The organism is Arcicella sp. BE140 (assembly GCF_031456255.1).
Taxonomy (GTDB): Bacteria; Bacteroidota; Bacteroidia; order Cytophagales; family Spirosomataceae; genus Arcicella; species Arcicella aquatica.
Window position 1 is genome coordinate 86,414 of the sequence record NZ_JAVDUE010000005.1, and the last position, 21,404, is coordinate 107,817.

The following is a 21,404-nucleotide window of genomic DNA, read 5'->3' on the forward strand; positions in this document are numbered from 1 at the left end:
ACTCAAAAATGTGTATTTAGACTCGCTCATTTCTTAGTTTCTATAATAATCGTATCCGACTGTAAACCTTCTGCACTAGCTTTTAAAACTATCTTTCCTACTGTTTCAGAAGCCTGTACAATAGCTAAACAAAGTCCGTTGAATGCTCTTCTATAATTGGCTTTAAAAGGTTCTAAACTAGCTTGATAGCCATTATCTACTCCCACAATTGCCCCTTCTCCTTCTATGCTAAAATTCACTAAATGATTGGCTTCTGGAACAGGATTTCCGTTTTCATCAACGATACTTATTTTTACAAAGGACAAATCTTTGCCATCTGCTTTTATCAATTGATGATCTGCTGTTGCCTTTATTTTAAAAGCTTTTCCTGCTGTTTTGATTTCATGCGTAAGTATTATTTTCCCAGCTCTTCTTGAAACTACTTTTAATATCCCTGCTTCATAATTAACCGACCATTTTACATGGAATTCATCTGCTCCTTTTCGTTTAATCCCTAAAGATTTATCATTCAAAAATAGCTCTACTTCCTCTGCTTGTGAATAATATGCCCATACATCAATGGTCTTGCCTTTTTCCCAATTCCAATGTGGTAATAAATGCAAAACAGGTTTATCTGTCCATTCACTTTGGTACATGTAATACACATCTTTGGGGAAGCCTGCTAAATCAATGATACCAAAGTAGGCACTGCGAGCTGGCCAAGGATAGGGATGTGGCTCACCTAAATAATCAAAGCCCGTCCATACATAAGTGCCTGCAATAAAAGGGGCGTTTTTCACAGCCTTCCAAGCTTCTTCGTGGGTTGTTCCCCAATACGCCGCCACATTGTCATAGGCCGAAACTGTCCAATCAGCATTTCTAGGCTGTGTTTTTACATCTCTTGATGAAAATTCAATTTTTTCCTGAGGCATTTCATAACGCCCTCTCGATTCTAAGGCAGAAGCGGTTTCAGAAGCAATAAATTTTTGATTTGGAAAATTCTTGAGAAAATCTGTATAACCCTCGTGTTTATAATTGAATCCTAATAAATCCAAAGCGCCAGATTGAAAGATAAAATTTTTAGCGGGTTCATTTTCTGTCAATGCTGAAGTAACTATACGAGTATTATCTAGTTTTTTTACAATTCCTGCTAATTCTCTCGTAATGGTAACGCCCGTACTATCAAACTGTTCTCTGATTTCGTTGCCAATACTCCACATAAAAATAGCAGGGTGATTGCGGTCTCTTTTGATAAAATCTTCTAAATCTTTTTGATGCCACGCATTCCAGTCAGCCGAATAATCCTTCTTTGATTTTCTTTTCTTCCACATATCAAAAGCTTCATCCATGACGATAAAGCCCATCTTATCGCATAAATCTAAAAATTCTGGTGCAGGAGGATTATGAGCAGTACGAATGCCATTACAACCCATTGCTTTTAATAATTCAAGTTGGCGTTCTATCGCTCTTACATTCACGGCAGCCCCCAATGCCCCTAAATCATGGTGCATACAAACGCCTTGAATCTTGGTTGGTTCTCCGTTAAGTGAAAATCCTTTTGCTGAGTCAAAATTGAAAAAACGCATTCCCAAAGGTATTTCATGCACATCTATTTCTTGATTATTCTGATAAACCTTCGTTACTATCTTATATAAATAAGGATTAGAGATTGACCAAAGTTTAGGTTTAATAATCTTCAATTGTTGAAAATGTTTACCTGTACTATCTTTTATCGAAATGTTTTTAGATGTTTCGCTCGCTATCGTTTTTCCATCCGCATCAACAAGGTTAGAAGTGATAGAAACCGATTGAGTTTTGTTAGTTTTATTGAGTAGGTTTACTTCTATGCTTACTTCCGCTTCTTCTGCATTTACTTTCGGAGTAGTCGCAAAAACGCCCCATTGGTCAATAGCAGTCGGGGCAGTCATAATCATCCTTACATTTCTGTAAATCCCAGAGCCTGTATACCAACGAGAATTGGGTTGTTCTGAATTATCAACTTTTACGGCAATTACATTTTTCTCTTTCCCAAATTTCAAATACTTAGTCAGCTCATATCGAAAACTAGCATAGCCATTGGGTCGCTTACCTAAATAATGTCCATTAATCCAAATTTCACTATTACGATAAACGCCGTCAAATTCTATCCAAACTATTTTATGCTGTGCTGTTGATGGCATTAAAAAACTTTTACGATACCATGCTAAACCTGTAGGCAAAGCACCACCCTGAGTAGTAGACAAGTGTTCTGCACTAAATTGTCCTTCAATACTCCAATCATGAGGAAGATTCAGTACTCTCCAATGAGCATCATTAAACTGATTAGTGATAGCCTTCTCGTTATTTTCAAATGAAAATTTCCAAGACTTATTAAAGTCGATTGTTTCTCTACTTTTTTGTTGAGAAAACCCTTCAATAGTGACAGCAATTAGTAATAATATATAAAAGAATTTCTTCATAGAAATTGATGTGGTTTAAATGCTAATAAAAGTAATAGTTACTTCACAAAAGTCTTTTTACTTTTTCCTAAATCTTTAGAAGTAGCCACAGCGATACCTCTTTGATCTTTTTTATTAACAGCGCAGTAAAAATGGTAAACGACTCCTTTATGCTTAACCACATAAGATTTATGGGCATACAATTCATCATAAGGTTCGGAAGACTGCACCAGATTATCACCGTTCCAATCTGTCCAATGAATCAAATCCTTTGAAGCGGCAAAACGGTTGAATGCTCCTTTTCTATCTTTCCAGAAAGCTCCGAAGTAAAACATTACCCAAGTATCGCCAATTTTTTGAATAACTGGGTCGCCAGTGATGCCAACAGGATGTTGAATGATTGGCTCATCAATCATTCTTTTCCAATCAAGCATATTATCCGAAACTGCCATCCCGATACGTTCGAACCAACGAGTTTTTACATTGTTTTTAGCAGAATCGCCATTGGCGTTATAAAACATCACAAATGGATATCCAGTAAGTTTTTGTTTATCTTCAATAACAGTGCTTTTAAATAATTTTCTATTTTCCCACCATCTTACGTCAGCATCTTTTGCTGTTAAAATTGGCGTAGGTTTTCTTTTCCATTCATGTGCCTTTGTTGGGTCTTCAGCAGTAAAGGCTATTCCTGCTGATAAATCACCTGCCTCATAACCACGCGTATTTCCTCCGAAATATGACATCCAATATTTTCCATCATATTTTTTCAAAGCATAGCTTCCCTCCCATTTGGTATCTCCCAAAGCTACATATCCTGCTTTTTGGCTACCATCCCACTGTGTAGAATCGGTAAACGACATGATTTTTCCTACATTTTCCCAATTCAATAAATCATTACTTTTAGCTAACCATGTTTCATACCCTTTCCCTCCAAAAATCAGGTAGGTCATATACCATTTCTTTCCTTTTTTAAAAACAGTTGGACAGTCCATTTTCTGAGTATTATCTTCAGGCGTCATCACTAAACCGTATTTATAAGGAGTTTTGACTGCTTGATAAATGGCTTGCATTTCAGCATCAGAAATATCATTTTTTACTGTTTGAGCAGAGATAGAAATAGCGCATAGGACAAACAAGCCTATTAGGGTATTGGTAATTTTCATTTTTTATGCTTTAAAAACTTTATTAATTCTCGACGACAAAATGGTAATTCCCTGAGCCTACTTTCAAGATTGTTTTCCCATTACTAAATCCAATTTTCTCAATCCCTTTCATTGAAGTGGTTTCTTTAATGTTTGAGGTGTTTTTTGATGGTAAATAAATCATAGCAGAAGCATTGGCAGGTATGCTGACTTTTAATTCAAAAGAATTATTGGTTTTATTCCATTCCGTGCGAATGATACCATAAGGGGAATCGTAATGCCCTTTGGCAAAACTAAGTCCATCAACGATTTGTGGATTTATTTCAATACTTTTAAAAGCATGTCCATTTTCTGGTTGCTTAATGCCTAATAGTCCGCTATAGAACCATTCCATTAAATGCCCCAACATAAAGTGATTATTAGAAACCGAAGGCAGTGCTTGCCAAGATTCTGTCAGAGCAGTAGCTCCCTTTGCTAATTGATAGCCATAGCCTGGTACATCAGAGCGATTGTTCATGTCAAAAATTACATCTGAACGCCCAGCATCTTCTAATACCCTTAATACATAGCGATAACCAATATCGCCGGCACTTAGGCTATTGTTCCTACTTTTAATTTCTTGAATCATGTTTTCCACTACTGCCTCTTTATCGGCAGGATCAACTAACTGCATATAAACAGCCATTGCATTAGCCGTTTGGCTACCAGTAGCATACTGCTTCGTTGCCTTATTAAAGAAGGTATCATTAAAGGCTTTTCTTACTTCAATCGCTAAATTTTTATATGTTTGAGCGTCATCTGTTTTATGTAAAATAGTCGCTATTTTCTCTAGGATTGTTAAATCATAGTAATAAGTTGCCGTTCCCGTAACGCCCATCGGAGTTAGTTGTGATACCCCAGGAGGCTTTGGACCAAGGTCATACCAATCACCTAGTCCTTGTGATAAGATATGATTTTTTGCTTTTTTGCCTAAGTAGGTTATATAGCGTTGCATCATCGGGTAATTTTCTTCCAATGTGTTTTTTTCTCCGTACCATTCATACAAATACCACGGGACAATAATACCACTACTCCCCCATTCTGGCGAATCTCTGAACATATCATTACCACCCCATTCAAATTTCACATACTCTGGTGCAATGGCAGGAATTAGCCCCTCAGCAGTCTGAGAGTTTTTCATGTCTTCGATGCCTTTTTTCAATAAATTTTGAATATTGTAATTATATCGAACTGAACTCCCCATTAAATGGAGTTCTTCTAACCAGCCCAATTTTTCACGATGCGGACAATCAGTAAATACAGAAACCATGTTACTCTTGATACCCCAGTCAATCAATTTATTGGTCTTGTTGAACAATTCATTTGAGCTACTAAAGTCACCAGCTGTTTCGGCGGCATTTCTAATATGTAATCCCTTCAATTCAATGACTGTTGGCTTATTACCAGTATTTTCTTGTCCTTCTGGAACGCCTCCTTTTACTTCTAAGTACCTAAATCCATAATATGAAAATCGAGGTTGCCAAGTTTCAATACCATCACCTTTTAGGATATATTCAAAATAATAAGGACTACCTGTGGCTTTTTGATTGGCAGAGCCATCTTCCTTTATCAACTCGGCAGGAATAACACGAACAGTATCGCCCATTTTCCCTTTTACTTTTAACTGAATAATTCCGGAAGCATTTTGGGCTAAATCGTATATCCAATTACCAGAAGGAAGTTTCTTGATACTTTTCGGTAAAAAGTTATCAAACACTTTTACAGGTTCTTGCATTTGTGAAGTGAGTTCAATATCTCCCTCTACAACCATGGCAGATTTCCACGTTTGGTCATTAAACGTTGGCGTATCCCATCCTTTTTGTACTAAATTTGCATTATAGTTTTCTCCTCCATAAATACTTGAAAAAGTAATAGGACTTGCTGTCATCTTCCATGTATTATCACTCACGATTGTAGCGACAGAACCATCCGAATATTCTAAGGCTAAACGGCAAATCATTTTTGGGTAACCAAAAGACACTTTCAGTTTTCTATAACGTTCTTTTACGGGGGGAATATAATAAAATCCATTTCCCAACATTACACCTACTACATTCTCACCTTTTTGTAGCTCTTGGGTTAAATCAAATGTTACATATTGTGCTTGCTTGTCGTATTTAGTCCAACCTGCATCTAAAAAATGGTCTCCTACTTTTTTACCATTCAAACTCATTTCAAAATGTCCTAAGCCTGCTATAAACATCGTCGCTTTTTTTACAGTTTTGGTTATCGCGAAGCTTTTTCTGAAAATTGGTAAAATATTACTTCCTTGTATTTTGTCTTTTTTTCCATCAGTTGGCAAACTATTTACCAAAGTATCAGCTAATTTTTGGTTGGTAATCCAGTGAGCACCTCTCCAATCGGCTTTATTTAATAAACCCATTTGCCAGAAATTAGCTTTACTCCATCCAGAAATATGGGCTTTGTTATCCCAAATTTTCACCTTCCAGAAATAGGTCTTCGTAGCTAGCAAAGGCTTTCCTTGATAATTTACTTGAATAGAGTTGTCTGAAACGATTTTGCCAGAATCCCAAACATTGCCTTGATTTTTAGCCAATGACTCGGGGCTATCCGCCACTAATATTTGATATGCACTTTGTAAGACATTGCGTTGTGAAGATTGTATTTGCCAACTAAGTTTTGGAGAAGTAGTTTGTACACCAAGAGGGTTCAAACGATACTCGCAACGTAAATTACTGATTTGTAGCGTTTGAGCAATAGCATTCAACGAAAGTAAACAACAAAACAACAACGTAATTGTTTTCATACAAAATGTATTTCTCTTCATTTCTCTATGTCTGATTTTTTTGTTGACAGGCTATCTCAAAAAACAAAATTTATGTTAATTTCTTGGAATAGTTCTGTCAGCGTACAAAGTTAAGAATAGCCAAAAATACATATTTGTACCATTTTCTCAATGTATTATACAATTTTATCTTTAAAAGAAAAGGCTCAATTGTACAATGTATGCATTGTGCTAAAATAGTTAAACAGCAGCGAAATATAGATTAATTTTTGGAAGGACATAAAAATTCCGATGATTTGCAGCATGAAATGCCATCAATCATCGGAATAATAAAAGACGTATTCCAATTACTTATTTTGCTTTATCAAAAAACAGATTGGTAAAATTTAGTCCCGCTTGTACTAATTCATCTGCACTAATCGTAACTGTATTGCTTACGTGCAATCGATACAGTTAGGTGTAAACTTGTTCATCCCCTAATTGGAAGACCACACACAGCTTCTGTTACTTATTTAGCTCTTCCGAGATTTGATTCATTATTGTAAGTAGTGCTTAAACAGTTTAAAGTTTTGGTTCCTGTTATTTTTAGCATTTTATTACCACCCTCTGCTTCATTCACTATAGGTAACAAAAACGACTTTTATGGGGCTATCATTCCTATATCATTATTAAAATATTAAAACGACTTTTATGGGGTAAGTATTTCTATGTTATCAGCAAGACAGTCTTAGTTTCTATTAAAAACGACCTTTATGGGGTGATGATTTACTTAATATTCGATTTATCCTACTATTAAAATAAAATCCTAATTACTTAAAACGACTTTTATGGGGCTGAAAAGAAAAGATGCATTAAATTGTTACGATTCCTTGAATAAGCACATATTTAAATCTTAAAACGACCTTTATGGGGTGCTTTACTATTAGTTTTTATACAACACAATATCAGACTAGCTAAACATCAAAAACGACTTTTATGGGGTATAACCTGTTCCTATCTTTTACATTTTATCCTTATGAAAACTTAGCTTATGATAAATCTTTTTAGCAATAGTACTATTTAGATGAGAATTTAACCTTAATAAATTGGCTTTTCAAAAAACGACTTTTATGGGGCTGAAATAAATTATCTTTTAGACTCATAAAATTTTACAATAACGACCTTTATGGGGTCAGCCATATTTTTAAATTTTTAAGAAAAATATAATATCACTTAATAGGACGTTTGAAAATATATTCTACAACATTCACGCTTAGAAACGACTTTTATGGGTTTCGTTTTTTTTTTCGCTATTTTTAAATTTTAAAAATTAAGAATTATTCACCAACAAATACTCTTTGTTGTCTTTCTTTTATCTTTCTTTTCTTTTGTCTTTCAGGGTTTATAAATGATTGAAAGTGAGCTTGTTGAGTGCCATTAAAACGACCTTTATGGGGTGTATTAACGACTTTTATGGGGTGTATCAACGACTTTTATGGGGTGTGTCACGACCTTTATGGGGTGTATCAACGACCTTTATGGGGTATATCACGACTTTTATGGGGTTTACAATAACGACCTTTATGGGGCGTGATAAACGACCATCTCTTTTTTGTTGTCGTTTTATTTTGATTTTATAAATTTATCTGTTTTTTTTGTAAAACGACTCTACAAAGTTGTAAGTCGTGTATTCTATTTTTCATCTCAAACTGTTGGAAAGCGAATGAGCAAAGAGAAAAGTGATAAAAGAGACAAAGCAATCAATGCAATATCAAACGATCCTTATAGAATAATCAAAGGTAATCCAATTATCAATGCAAAATTTGATATTTCAGCCATTCAAATGAAAATCTTTTTGCACATGATTGCCAGTATTGATCAAGCCAAAGATTCAATTCCTATCATAAAAATAACTGTTAAAGATTTTCAGCGACTTACGGGTATCAATAGTAATAATATTTACGCACACGTAGAAAAGGAAGCAATGAAGATGAGAGAAAAACGTATTTTTTTCTCAAACAACAAAATCACTTTTGATGCCAACCTTATCAGTGCTTTTGTATATTATAAAGACGAAGGATATTTTACGTTAGAAATTCCGCAGGCACTCCACCCCTTTCTCTTACAAATTAAAGAGAATTTCACGGTATTAGATATTCGTAATATTTTAAGGCTCGATAGCGTATATGCCATGAGGTTTTATGAATTCTGTAAAGAGTATGAACGATTTGGCAAATTCAGGTTTGATGTCGAAGAACTGAAAGCAACTTTAGGGCTATCGGCTAGGTATAAAAATTATTTTGACTTCAAGAAAAAAGTAATAGAACAAGCAAGGAAAGAACTTTCTCAAAATGCAGAAATATATTTTGAGTTTCAAGAAATCAAAAATGGAAAGAAAGTTGAAAGTATAGAGTTTATCATTAAAAAGAATATCATTATCAACGATGATATTCAAACTATCTCTATCATAAAAAACAATGATTCTGAAGATAGTATTGAAAACGAACAGCCTTCAATTGTTGAGCAAATTTTTGCGAAAGTCAAGGACTATGGAATTACGCTAAAAACAGTTGAACATTGGGTTAAGGAAGTGCCAGAAGAACAAATATTATTGGGGGTTGAGTATGTTTTAAAGGAAGTAAAATCAGGCAAGCAAATTATCAACGTCGGGGGGTATTTGAATCAAATGGTTCGAAATCCTACTTTGTTTGAAAAGAAGACATTAGACAAAGCCGAAGAGCTTAAGAAAACCCAACGGAAAAAAGAAGTACAAAAAAAGCAAAATGATGTTGAAAAAATTGAAGCTAAGAGAGAAGAACTGAAAATTTCTTATTCAAATGCTAAAAGAGAAGTAGCCTTAAGAATTTTACAGACGAATCCAGGTTTATACTTATTAATTTTGAATAAATTACAAGGGAGTTTACTTGGGCAAATGAACTATAATAGTTACATGAATTATTGCGAGAAAAAATTATCTAATGAATCTTTTATAAAATATTTCTCTGATGATGCCTCATTCTTTGCGGGCGTTATGAATGCTATGTCTTCTGAATTTCCAGATATAGTCGCTGTAAAAGCCCAATTTGATAAAGCGGCCAATCGTTTAGGTGTACAATTGATATAAAAAAACCAAAGTGACACGCTGTCACTTTGGTTTTTTTAATTGGTCTCATATTGGTAAGAAACCAAAGTGACAACGTGTCACTTTGCTATAGAATATCTAACAATTGATTAATTCTATTAAGAATAGACTCGCAATCACTTTTGTTTAAGCTACCTTTTGCAATTTCTCTAATTTCACTTTGCAATTTAACTACTTGAGGGCTTAATTGCTTTTCTGGAGAAGGATGGTTGATTTTTGATAATTGATTATTAATCTCTTCGATACTTTCTAATGGACTAGTCGTTTCTAGTTTTGAAATAGCATTGATGGTAGATTTTGGTAGTTTTTGTTTTCCCGTCAGAATTTCTTGTTTTAAATCTGTCGATAATTTATTTAAACCAGATGCAAACTCCCCGTCTCTTTTAATCGTTCTGCTACTAACACCATATTCTGTAGCCAATGCTATCGATACATCCTGTTGTCCTTCATTAGAAAACTTATCGCCACCACGCATTGATTTTTGTTGAAGATAACGAAGCCCTCTTAAATATGAAGCTTGTTCAGGTGTTAAGTTTCTGCGTCCTAATTGGAAATCAATCATGTAGTCTTTCACTTCATCTAACGAAGCAAATTTCAACAGATTGATACGATAATCTAAACGATTCTTCTTACAAATGTCATACCTATTGTGCCCATCAATCAACACAAATACAGGCGTATTGCTATCATCAATCTGAGCAATAGCTGCTGTAGTTTCCCAAATTGATAACGGATCTTTTACGCCATGTTTTAGAATGTTAAGTTCTAATTGATTTAATTCATCTACTGTAAGTGGCGGAATTAAATCACGCAATTGATCAAGGACTACAATTTGACTCTTTATATTTTCTTCTGATGATAAAAGAGAAGGGCGAAGGTCGCTGGTTTTCTCTTTCATAATATTCATAAAATCTTTTTTTGCCATATTAAAGGACCATTATTTCTGTTGCTAGAGTGTGATATTGAAGCCAAGAGGAAGATTTGGGTGCATAAGTAAACAAATCTTCTTTGGCTACTTGCGACTGCTTAATCACGGTTGAGCCTTCAATAATAGTGTTGTAAATGTGAAAACTTTTAAATTTTTCTTCAATGTGTGTCATCATACTTTTGTGCACACTTTGATTTTTATGGACCATCGTAAATACAATGCCTTTAACCGTTAGAGTCGGATTAATATAAGCACGCACTTCAGCAATCCTGTTAAATAAACTTTCTACACCATGATAAGCACTAGCTTCTGGTTGAATGGGTACTACGCAATAATTAGAAGCTACTAACGAACAGGTTGTACAAATGCCTAAACTAGGCGGGCAATCAATTAAAATGTAGTCAAAAAACTCTTTCACTTCATCAAGTTTCAACGAAAGGCGTCTGTCAGCACCAATAGCATTGGCTAATTCAGATTCTTTATAAGCCATTCTGATGTCAGATGGAGTTAAAAATAAACTATCGGTAATGGGAATAACGGGTAGTTCTGTATTGCTCAATAAAGCATCAATTACCTGACTTTGGGGTTCATGAATCCCAAAACACTGGGATAAATTCCCTTGTGAATCCATATCTACCATCAAGACTTTATTGCCAAGTAAACTTAATGCTTTCCCAACATTGATAGTTGTAGTAGTTTTCCCAACACCACCTTTATGATTTACGATAGAGATAACGGTTGCTTTATCAAACATTGTTTCAGAATAACCATATTGTCTGAGGGCTTCGTCGATGGCAGGTAAATGTTTTGTCGGAATATCTTTCTGTTCAGCGAGTGCTTTATGTAAGGTTTTAGAAGGAATCCCAGCTTCTTTTTCAATTTGAGTTAAGTTAAGTGCTTGTTTTGAGCGTAAAAACTTAACAACTTTTTCTTGTGTAATCATTTGCTAGAAGGGATAAAAAATTATCTTTTGTAAATGTAAAAATAACTTTTTTTATCCAAAAATATTTTGGTAAAAACTTACCTAAAAATCAAAAGAAATATTGAAAATAGTAATTCTGATAAAAAATGAGATTAGGATAAAGCAGAAAATAAGCAGAGTAGGAGGGAGATGTAAAATAAAGCAGGTATTATATTGCCGATTAATTCATGCATAGGACTGAAATTCTTAACAAAGATATGCTTTTATTTTTTTATGGACTTCTCAGGTGTTTAAATTTGACGAGCAAACGATGTAAGTTGTTAAAAATAAGCAGTTTAACAGTATTTATTGATAGCATATTAAACTGCTTTACTTTTTGGTTTTTTCTTATTGAGTTAAATATTTTCTTTTGTATTCCAACGGAGTGATGCCAGTTACTTTTTTGAAGTGTCTGTAAAAGTTTGAAACATTATTAAAACCACAATCAAAACAAATGACTTCCGTGGGCAGTTTATCTTCTACCAAGGCCCTGCAAGCATGACTTATCCTGATTTCAATGAGGAAGTCATAATAAGTTTTCTTAGTCATCAACTTAAAATAACGGCAGAACGATGTAACACTAAGATTGCTAATAGCAGAAATTTCTTCTAGTGTAATATCTTTTTTATAGTTTGATAACGTATAAGTACACACCTTATTCAAGCGAATAGTATCCGATTCGTTTGACTGATAAAAACTATGGTCAGTAGCAATGGTAGTATAATCATCTGTTTCGGCAAGGATATTCAGAATAGATAACAATAATATTATTCTTTCAAGATTACTTGCCTTGGTTACTTCTAGCATCAACTTCGCTACTTTCTCGCGTGCTTCTCCACCAATCACCATTCCACTTTTTGCTTTCTCATATAATTTAGGAATCATATAGACTTCTGGCAAAGTCAATAAGTATTTTCCTAAACAATCTGGTAAAAAATGAATGACAATTGCCTCAACACAAAGGTCGGGATTGTTTTCAAAATATTCTTCCTTACATCGCCAGGTATGAGGTAGGTTTTCACCAATAAGAACGATTTCTCCATAAGAAAAGTTGCTGATATTATCACCAATAAAACGAACGCCCTCACCCTTAATGATATAGTGCAATTCGATTTCTGGGTGATAATGCCAGATAGTATCAAAGTTCGGCCTTATATCATGACGAATGCTGAATGAGCTTTCGGGTTTTACAGGAACTTTATGAAAAAGTGGCTTCATTTATAATATATATTTTATTTAAAATAATTTTTTTGATAAAGAGTTGAACTATTATAATGCACAAGGAATAGAACGAAAATTCCTTGAAATTATGCTTTAAAGCATCAAATATAATAATTCATAGTTAAATTATGACAATATCATATACTAAGTTGGTAAAAATTTACACTAAAAGTCCTTTTTGATTGATGAAATTTGTATTCAAATCTAGTAATATCCCATTTCTCTAAAAGATAATATATTATAATGATTACGAAGGCTTAAACTTATTATAGCATTTTCTCTGTAATGTCTAAAAGCATTGAAAGTAGAATATATACTTACTGCATAACTGGAATGGATGGTAGAAAATTGAAAATTTTAGGATTAGTCTGTGTAGAAATAGATTTTTATCTTCAAGAAATAGAGATGATAAATTAGTACAGAAAACAACAGCTTTATCAAATATTAAAATGGAAAGAATAGGAAGAAAAATGATGGTTTTAGTGATGTTGATTATTTCAACACCAACAATGCTTTGGGCTCAGGATGTACAGACGAAAGAGCAAAAAGATGCTAATTATGTAAAAATGATTACTGACCGAGCCACTAAAATTGTAGCTACTCTTGGTTTAACGAATACAGACGCAAGCATCAGAGTGAGAGATATTATCAGTCAGCAATACAGTGATTTAAATCAAATACATGAAGCTAGGAATTTGAAGCTAAAATTAGCCAAAGAAATAGCCAAAGATGATAAAGTGAAAAGTGAAGCTGATATAAAACAAGCAGAGGCAGAAGCTAATGTAGCAATGGATAAATTACATGGAGAATACCTAAAAAAATTATCTAAAGAGCTTTCAGCCAGTCAAGTGGAGATGGTAAAAGACGGCATGACATATAGAGTTTTACCTATTACATATAAAGGTTATCAAGAGATGCTTCCAAATCTGACTAACGAGCAAAAGACGCAGATATTAGCATATCTTACAGAAGCTCGTGAGCATGCGATGGATGCGGAATCGTCAGAAAAAAAACATGCTTGGTTTGGAAAATACAAAGGTAGAATCAATAATTATTTATCAGCGGCAGGGATAGATATGAAAAAAGCAGGCTTAGAATGGGAACAGCGAATAGCCGCTGCAAAGGCATCAAAGCAAAATTAGTAGTACAATATAAAGGCAAAATATGTTTAATATTATCATAGAAAAAATAGTGCATGATAATATCTCATAATATCTTGAAAAAATTATATACAAAATTAGGCTTTCATTAGCCTAATTTTGATGCGTAATATTTTTATTCAGGTGGGCTATAATTTTGCCTTTTTTTGAATATAAATATTTTGTGAAAAAACCACATAAAATTTAGTTAGTCACTCGCTTTAGTAGCAATTAAGTGATTCTTATCATTTTAAAAATTAAGATCCAACGTAATTATGGAATTATTTTTACAACCACAGCCGAATTTGGTAAAGAGGTCATTGATGGCTTACTCACCGATTTTGGCTTTACTTTTGTTCTCAGGAACATCCTTTGCAACAAAACATAAAGAGGTCGTTTCTTCGGCACAATCAATTTCAGTAATTTCTAAAGCAACTACTCCTGTAAAAGGAATTGTGAAGGATATTTCTGGAGTAGCAATTCCGGGAGTAAGTGTAAGAGTGAAAGGAAGTAAAACAGGAGCTGTAACTGATGCAACAGGTGCCTACCGTTTAGATTTACCTAAAGGGGATGAAACATTAGTATTTACTTCGGTTGGTCTTAAAACTCAAGAAGTAGAAGTTAAAGGTCGTTCAGAAATAAATTTAACCATGGAAGATGATGTTTCAGCATTAAATGAAGTGGTTGTAGTAGGTTATGCACAGCAAAAGAAAATAAACTTGACTGGAGCTGTTGCAGTAATTGATATGAAAGCTATTGAAGATTTACCAGTAGGAAGTTTATCAGCTGCTTTAGTAAGTCAACAACCAGGAGTAGGGGTATCTGGTGGAACGAGTCGTCCAGGTGATAATGCTTCAATTACTATCCGAAATCCGATATTATTGTCTAAAGACGGAGGCTCATTACGTCCATTATACGTTATTGACAATGTAATTCGTACAGAAGACGATTTTAACGTACTAGATGTATCAGAAGTAGAGAACATTTCTATTTTGAAAGATGCTGCCGCGGCTATCTATGGTGCTCGTGGTGCTTACGGTGTTGTTGTGGTAACTACTAAAAGAGGAAAGACTGGTACACCGAGATTTTCTTATAGCACTTCATATGGAACGTCGGATGCTAAATTGCCTACCATGATGAATGGTTATGAGCTTGCAACCTACACAAATGACTATAACTTTCTTGCGGGAAAAAAAGCTACAGATAATAACTCAGTAATTTATACACAAGATGAATTAGATTATTTCAAAACACATAGCCAAGATTGGTTGAGTGATGCATGGAAAGCTTCAACAGTTAGCCGTCACGTAATGAATGTTAGTGGGGGTACAGAAAAAGCAACCTATTTTGCTGGTATTACTTATAACAACCAAAATGGTAATTTTGATAAAATTGACTTTAATAGATGGACATTCAGAGCAAGTACAGACGTTAAAGTATCTTCAAATGTAAGAGTTGGTTTAGGCTTGTCAGGCGACTTATCAGAAAAGAAAAGATATTTATTAAAACAAGGTGGTTCTGATAATGAAAAGGATTACAAATCGTTAATTTATGCAGCACCTTTCAGACCAGCCTATGTAGATGGTCTTCCCTTGAATACTACGGGTGGTGGTTCAACGAGTGAAAACTTTCACTTCTTTGAAGCTCAGAAATCAAACAACTATTTGTTGGCAAAAAATAATGGGTTGAACATCAACGCTTATATCGAATATGATATTCCATTTATCAAAGGATTAAAAGCAAAAGCTACCTACAATAGAACATTTGATAATAACTTCGGGAAAGAATTTGGTACAAAATATACGCTTTACAACTTTAATATGTTGGGAACAAACAAACATATTTATGGTGGGGGTGTAAAAAGTACTACTTCAATTAGCAACAGTAACCGTATTTATTTCGCACCAAACTACTCAGATGTATATCAGTTGAACGGTTATTTAAACTACGACCGTACATTTGGTAAACACACTATTTCTGCAATAGCATTATTTGAACAATCAGAGACGTATTCAGATGGTATCACTTCATACTTGGATAACTTAGTAGATGGTGCACAAGATAACGCTGGATATGCTTTAGGAGGAACAGCCTCAGGTGCGGGTGTAGGAACAATTTCTGAATCTGAATCTGAATCTGGAAGATTATCATTTGCTGGTCGTGTTAATTACACATACGCAGGTAAGTATTTAGCTGAATTTGCAATTCGTAGAGATGCTTCTACCAACTTTGCTCCTGAGAATCGTTGGGGTACTTTTCCTTCACTTTCTGTAGGTTGGGTTATTTCAGAAGAACCATTCTTTAAAAATAATGTACGCTTTGTTGATTTCTTAAAATTGCGTTTATCAGGAGGTCTTACTGGTATGGACAATACCAGAGCATATAACTGGTTAAAAAGTTATAACCTCATCCAAACAGGGAATGGTCCTGTATTTGGTGGAAACCTTGACCGTGCTGGAATCTTCCGTTTAAAAAATGCTATTCCTAACCCAGATGTACAATGGGATAGTGACACTAAATTGAATGCAGGTATTGATGCTAATTTCTTGAACAATAGACTTTCGTTAGGACTAGATGCATTTTATGATCACCGTTACAATATGCTAGTTACGCTAGCGTCGTCTGTTCCTTTATCAGTTGGAGCGACTCTTCCTTCTGAAAACTTTGCTACCATTGATGGTTTCGGTACAGAAATTTCATTAGGATGGGCTAGTAAAATCAACAAAGACTGGTCATATAAGGTAAGAGGCTTCTTCTCGTGGAGTGATAACAAGCAAATTAAAGTGGATTATGACAAAGGGCTTACTGGTACATACCTAGACCCAACTGGAAAATCTACAGACATGGGCTTCCTTGGTCTTCGTAGTGCAGGAATGATAAGAACTCAAGCAGATTTAGATGCACTTTTAGCAAAATACCCTAACTATACCATTTATGGTACAAAACCAGCAGTGGGTATGTTGTATTATGAAGATATTCGTGGTGCGAAAAGTACAACAGCTAATCCAGACGGTTCATATTCTTACGCTGAACCAGATGGAAAAATTGACGATAATGACAGACAATACTTAACGAATAAAAAAGATAATCACTATGGTTTTGGGATGAATTTTACAACGAGTTATAAACGTCTCTCGTTCTCGTTAGCAATGGGGGGCTCATTTGGTGGACAAGATATTCTTGAATCTGGTGCAAGAGGATGGGGAACTTCAGCACAGGTAACTGCAATTACTAATTTACCATCAATTTTAACAGACCACTGGACTCCAGAGAATCCAAATGCTAAGTATCCTGCACCAAACTATAGAGGTCAAAATAACTTAGATTCAGATTTCTGGTTTGTTAGCTCATTCCAAATGTCAATCAGAACGTTGAATGTATCATACGAATTGCCAGCTAATTTACTTAGAAAGTTGAATGTTAACGGTGCAAGAGTATACTTAACATCAACAAACCCATTGAACCTATACAATCCTTATACTTATAAGCAGTATTCAGGTTCTTATGATGTATACCCTGTATTGCGTTCATTCTCAATAGGTTTAAATTTGAATCTATAATTAGTTACACATTTTTTCTTATACAATTGATATATTTTTTATCAATTATATTGAAAACTTAATTATTACTGAAAAATGAAAAAGAAATATATTTTATATACAGCACTTTGTTCAATGCTTGCTCTAGCAAGTTGCGAGAGTGTGTTAGATAAAACAGATTTAGGAGCTGCCTCTCCAGATTTAATTGCAGGAGACTCAGTGTTAGCCAACATTGCATTAAACTATGTTTATAACCAAAATTTACCGGATTGGGGTGGACCAACAGCCGTAAGTGGTATTGGTGGGAGTGTATATTCTGAAGAATCATATAACCAAGGAAGTTCTGAAAATAAATATTTAGAAGGTACACTTACTCAAGCAGACGTTTCGGATTTTGGAACAGCCTTGAATGCAAACAATAATTATGGAAAAATCAGGACGATCAATTCTTTTATTTTCGATTTAGGAAATGATAAATTGATGGATAATGGTGCTAAAAACAGATTGTTGGCTCAAGCATATTTTTTCCGTGCTTGGCGTTATTTTGAATTAGTTAAACTATATGGCGGTGTACCGTTAGTATTAACGCCTCAAGATGCTGTAGGGCAAGAAGCACGTGATGCATCATTTATTCCTAGAAATACGACTACTGAATGTTATAATAGAATAGCAGCCGACTTAGATACAGCGATGAAATATTTACCAACAGTTTGGCAGAGTGCAGCAACTAACTGGGGGAGAATCACAAAAGGCGCAGCGGCAGCTTTAAAAGGTAGAGTATTATTATACGCTGCTAGTCCTCAATTTAATCCAAATGATGTAGTATCTAAATGGCAAACAGCTTATGATATTAATAAGCAAGCTTATGATATATTAACGGCGAGTGGTTCAAAACTTTTTGCAGATTATGGTAAAATGTGGTTTAGTGAAATTACTGGAGGTGTTGGAAATTCAGAAGCTGTATTTATCACAGGTTATAATACATCTCAGGGAGATCAACAAAAAAGAAATAATGGATGGGAAGCAAGTACTAGACCAAAATATTCTACTGGTTCAGGCGGTGGTTCGAATATTCCTTCGTGGGATTTAGTAAAGGCCTATCCTATGAAAGATGGTAAGAAGCCTGGTGCTTCAACGAAATATGCGTATTCAGATCAACTATTCTATAAAGACCGTGATCCTCGTTTTGAAAAAACAATTGCTTACAACGGTTCTACTTGGCCGATGACTAACGTAACAAATAATAGGCTTTGGACTTACCAACAATATGATGCAAATGCGAAAAAGTATGTTAGTGTTGAAAATGGAGGTACCAATGGTAGTAACACTGGTTTTTATTGTAGAAAAGCCCTTCAAACGTCAGATGTAGCAGGCTCTACATTAGATGCTTCAAGCACCATTTATTCAGGAACTGACTGGATGGAAATTCGTTTTGCAGAGGTGTTGTTGAATTTAGCAGAAGCTGCAACAGGTGTAGGTAGATTAGATGAGGCCTATACTCAATTAAAGGCTATTCGAGCAAGAGCGGGTATTGAAGCAGGTACTGATGGCTTATATGGTTTGAAAGCAAATATGACTCGTGCTGAAATGTTTACTGCCATTTTAGATGAAAGACAAATTGAGTTTGCATTTGAAGGAAAACGTTTTTGGGATTTGAGACGTTGGAAACTTATCGAAAAAACGTTGAACGGTACTAAAGGAACGAAAGTAGTGATTGCATTGAAAACGACAGGCGTACCATCAGATTTTGCTGCTACTCGCGATGGTTTAAAATTAGATGATATTTATACCAACTATTTTACCGTTACGATAACGCCAAATGCATTAATGACTAGAAATGCAATTGCTTGGAAACCAGAATACTATTATTTTGCTATTCCACAGGCTGCTATCAATAATAACCCATTGATTATTCAAAATAATACTTGGGGAGGAACGTTTGACCCTCTACAATAATTATGGTTAAATCTTGTTGATATTAAAATAAAGGCTTCATTCGAAGCCTTTATTTTTTGTTATATTTGTCCTGCTCTGTCTTGATTATTTTATAAAAAAACAGGATAGAATTGAGATAATATCATACAGTAAATTGAAAATTTTTTATAGATAATTATCATTAATTAGTACTAATTTTGGAAATAATATACTTTTTTAGCTAATTATAATTTTTGGTTTAGCGAAAGTTTTCATAAACTCAACATGCTTGGTTTTGATAGTCATATAAAGAGGTTTGTAGCTGATTATCAATACTAAATTTATTAACAATCACAGATGAAAAAGATTTCTTTCTCAACAATACTCCGAGTAGTATTGGTTTTGCTAACATTACAGCAATCGGCTTTTGCTCAGTATCCTCAAATTCCTGCCGATATCCAAAAACAAAGCGACTCGTTACTTAATGCAAGTAGAAAACAATCTGATATTGCTTGGCAAAAAGCTTTGCCTATTATTCAGAAAGAATCGCGTGAAGGAAAACCATATATTCCTTGGGCTGCTCGTCCTATTGATTTACCACAAGCAAGTATTCCTGCGTTTCCTGGTGCTGAAGGTGGCGGAGCGTACTCTTTTGGTGGCCGTGGCGGAAAAGTATATGTCGTAACAAGTCTGGAAGATAATGGCCCAGGTTCTTTGCGTGAAGCTTGCGAGCAAGGTGGTGCAAGAACAGTTGTTTTTAATGTGGCAGGTATTATTCGTTTAAAAACACCTTTGATTATTCGTGCTCCTTATATCACAATCGCTGGTCAAACAGCTCCAGGCGATGGTGTCTGTGTGGCGGGTGAGTCTGTTTGGATTAATACACACGACGTAGTAATTCGTTTTATGCGTTTTAGAAGAGGAGAAACCAATGTTGGCCGTCGTGATGATTCAATCGGAGGAAATCCAATTGGTAATATTATGATTGATCACGTTTCAGCAAGCTGGGGCTTAGATGAAAATATGTCTATGTATCGTCACATGTACAATGATAGTACAGGTAAAATTGAAGATAAATTGCCTACTGTTAACATTACGATTCAAAACTCAATTTTCTCTGAAGCACTAGATACTTGGAATCATGCTTTTGGAAGTACATTAGGTGGTGAAAACTGTACGTTTATGAGAAACCTTTGGGCAGATAATGCTGGCCGTAATCCATCAATCGGATGGTTTGGTATTTTCAATTTTGTAAACAACGTAATGTTCAACTGGGTACACCGTTCGACAGATGGTGGAGATTACCGTGCTATGTATAATATTATCAATAACTATTACAAGCCAGGCCCACTTACGCCAAAAGATTCGCCTATTGGGTATCGTATTTTAAAGCCTGAATCTGGTAGAAGTAAACTAGGTTACTTAACGTTTGGTCGTGCTTATGTTCATGGAAACATTATGGAAGGTAATGATCGAGTAACCAAGGATAACTGGGACGGCGGGGTGCAAGTAGAGAATTTTGCCGATGCAGATAAATATACAGCAGATATTAAATGGAATAGTCCATTGCCAATGCCTAAACTAACTATCTTACCTGCGACACAAGCACGTGATTATGTATTAGCCAACGCAGGAGCAACCCTTCCTATCAGAGACGCCGTAGATACTCGTGTGATTGAACAAGTTCGTACAGGAAAAATTAAGTATACAGAAGGTGTTAAATTACCAGAAACTCAATTTAAGCACCGTCGTTTACCAATTGATTCATACAAGCAAGGTATCATTACTGACATCAGTCAAGTTGGGGGCTATCCAGAATATAAAGGAGTAGCATACAAGGATTCGGATAACGATGGTATGCCAGATACTTGGGAGCTAAAAAATGGATTAAATCCTAAAGATGCTTCTGACGCAGCTAAAGACAGAAACAAAGATGGTTATACAAACATTGAGGAATATTTAAATAGCGTGGTTGCTTTAAAAACGGTAAAACCATAATATTAAAAAAACTTTAAAAGTAAAAGGGAGATTGATGAATCAGTCTCCCTTTTACTTTTTTTAAATAATCCTATAAGAAATTACCCAAAAATACAGTATACAGATGATGTTTTTTCGCTTCTTACTATATATTGATAAATCCATAATAAAATACTGATAATCAGTATATATTGAAATATTTAAAGAAATTATAGGGAATATAAGATGAACTTGGAAAGCAATAGCCCTTATTTTTGACC

At 34.7% G+C, this 21,404-nt stretch carries 11 protein-coding genes; 5 read left to right on the forward strand and 6 right to left on the reverse strand.

All coding sequences use genetic code 11. The annotated features are described in order from the left end of the window. Positions 1–26: 26 nt before the first annotated feature. From galB to J2Y60_RS09950, 3 genes are read right to left on the reverse strand one after another with little or no spacing between them, the layout of a single operon-like run. A complete protein-coding gene (galB, locus tag J2Y60_RS09940; RefSeq protein ID WP_309917090.1) occupies positions 27–2,438 on the reverse strand; it encodes a beta-galactosidase GalB in 2,412 nt (803 codons plus the stop codon). Positions 2,439–2,476: 38 nt separating this feature from the next. After that, the gene (locus tag J2Y60_RS09945; protein ID WP_309917092.1) at positions 2,477–3,580 is read right to left on the reverse strand and encodes a glycosylase; all 1,104 of its coding nucleotides are present in this window, start codon (positions 3,578–3,580) and stop codon (positions 2,477–2,479) included. 22 nt (positions 3,581–3,602) lie between these two features. Beyond that, positions 3,603–6,365 carry a family 78 glycoside hydrolase catalytic domain gene (locus J2Y60_RS09950; RefSeq protein ID WP_309917095.1) on the reverse strand — a complete coding sequence of 921 codons (2,763 nt, stop codon included), beginning with the start codon at positions 6,363–6,365 and terminating at the stop codon, positions 3,603–3,605. A 1,681-nt stretch (positions 6,366–8,046) separates the two neighbouring features. Here J2Y60_RS09950 and J2Y60_RS09955 point away from each other — a divergent pair. Beyond that, positions 8,047–9,447 (forward strand): replication initiation protein, encoded by a 1,401-nt coding sequence (locus J2Y60_RS09955; RefSeq protein ID WP_309917098.1) that lies wholly within the window; start codon positions 8,047–8,049, stop codon positions 9,445–9,447. Between the two features lie 85 nt (positions 9,448–9,532). Here the strand turns inward: J2Y60_RS09955 and J2Y60_RS09960 are convergent, their stop codons facing one another. The 3 genes from J2Y60_RS09960 to J2Y60_RS09970 all read right to left on the reverse strand — a co-directional run bounded on the left by J2Y60_RS09960 (position 9,533) and on the right by J2Y60_RS09970 (position 12,572). Then, on the reverse strand, positions 9,533–10,390 hold the full coding sequence (locus J2Y60_RS09960; RefSeq protein WP_309917100.1) for a hypothetical protein: 858 nt from the start codon (positions 10,388–10,390) through the stop codon (positions 9,533–9,535). Between the two features lies 1 nt (position 10,391). Continuing rightward, positions 10,392–11,336, reverse strand: a complete 945-nt coding sequence (locus J2Y60_RS09965; protein WP_309917105.1) for a ParA family protein — start codon at positions 11,334–11,336, stop codon at positions 10,392–10,394. A 366-nt stretch (positions 11,337–11,702) separates the two neighbouring features. Continuing rightward, complete coding sequence (locus J2Y60_RS09970) at positions 11,703–12,572, reverse strand: AraC family transcriptional regulator (RefSeq protein ID WP_309917109.1); 870 nt, start codon at positions 12,570–12,572, stop codon at positions 11,703–11,705. Between the two features lie 452 nt (positions 12,573–13,024). On the opposite strand from J2Y60_RS09970, the gene J2Y60_RS09975 reads away from it, so the two are divergent. The 4 genes from J2Y60_RS09975 to J2Y60_RS09990 all read left to right on the forward strand — a co-directional run bounded on the left by J2Y60_RS09975 (position 13,025) and on the right by J2Y60_RS09990 (position 21,165). After that, positions 13,025–13,717, forward strand: a complete 693-nt coding sequence (locus J2Y60_RS09975; protein ID WP_309917111.1) for a DUF3826 domain-containing protein — start codon at positions 13,025–13,027, stop codon at positions 13,715–13,717. Between the two features lie 272 nt (positions 13,718–13,989). Then, the gene (locus tag J2Y60_RS09980) at positions 13,990–17,274 is read left to right on the forward strand and encodes a TonB-dependent receptor (protein WP_309917113.1); all 3,285 of its coding nucleotides are present in this window, start codon (positions 13,990–13,992) and stop codon (positions 17,272–17,274) included. A gap of 75 nt (positions 17,275–17,349) precedes the next feature. Next, positions 17,350–19,209, forward strand: coding sequence for a RagB/SusD family nutrient uptake outer membrane protein (locus J2Y60_RS09985; protein ID WP_309917117.1), 1,860 nt, complete (start codon positions 17,350–17,352; stop codon positions 19,207–19,209). A gap of 315 nt (positions 19,210–19,524) precedes the next feature. After that, positions 19,525–21,165 carry a polysaccharide lyase gene (locus tag J2Y60_RS09990; protein ID WP_309917119.1) on the forward strand — a complete coding sequence of 547 codons (1,641 nt, stop codon included), beginning with the start codon at positions 19,525–19,527 and terminating at the stop codon, positions 21,163–21,165. Positions 21,166–21,404: the final 239 nt, after the last annotated feature.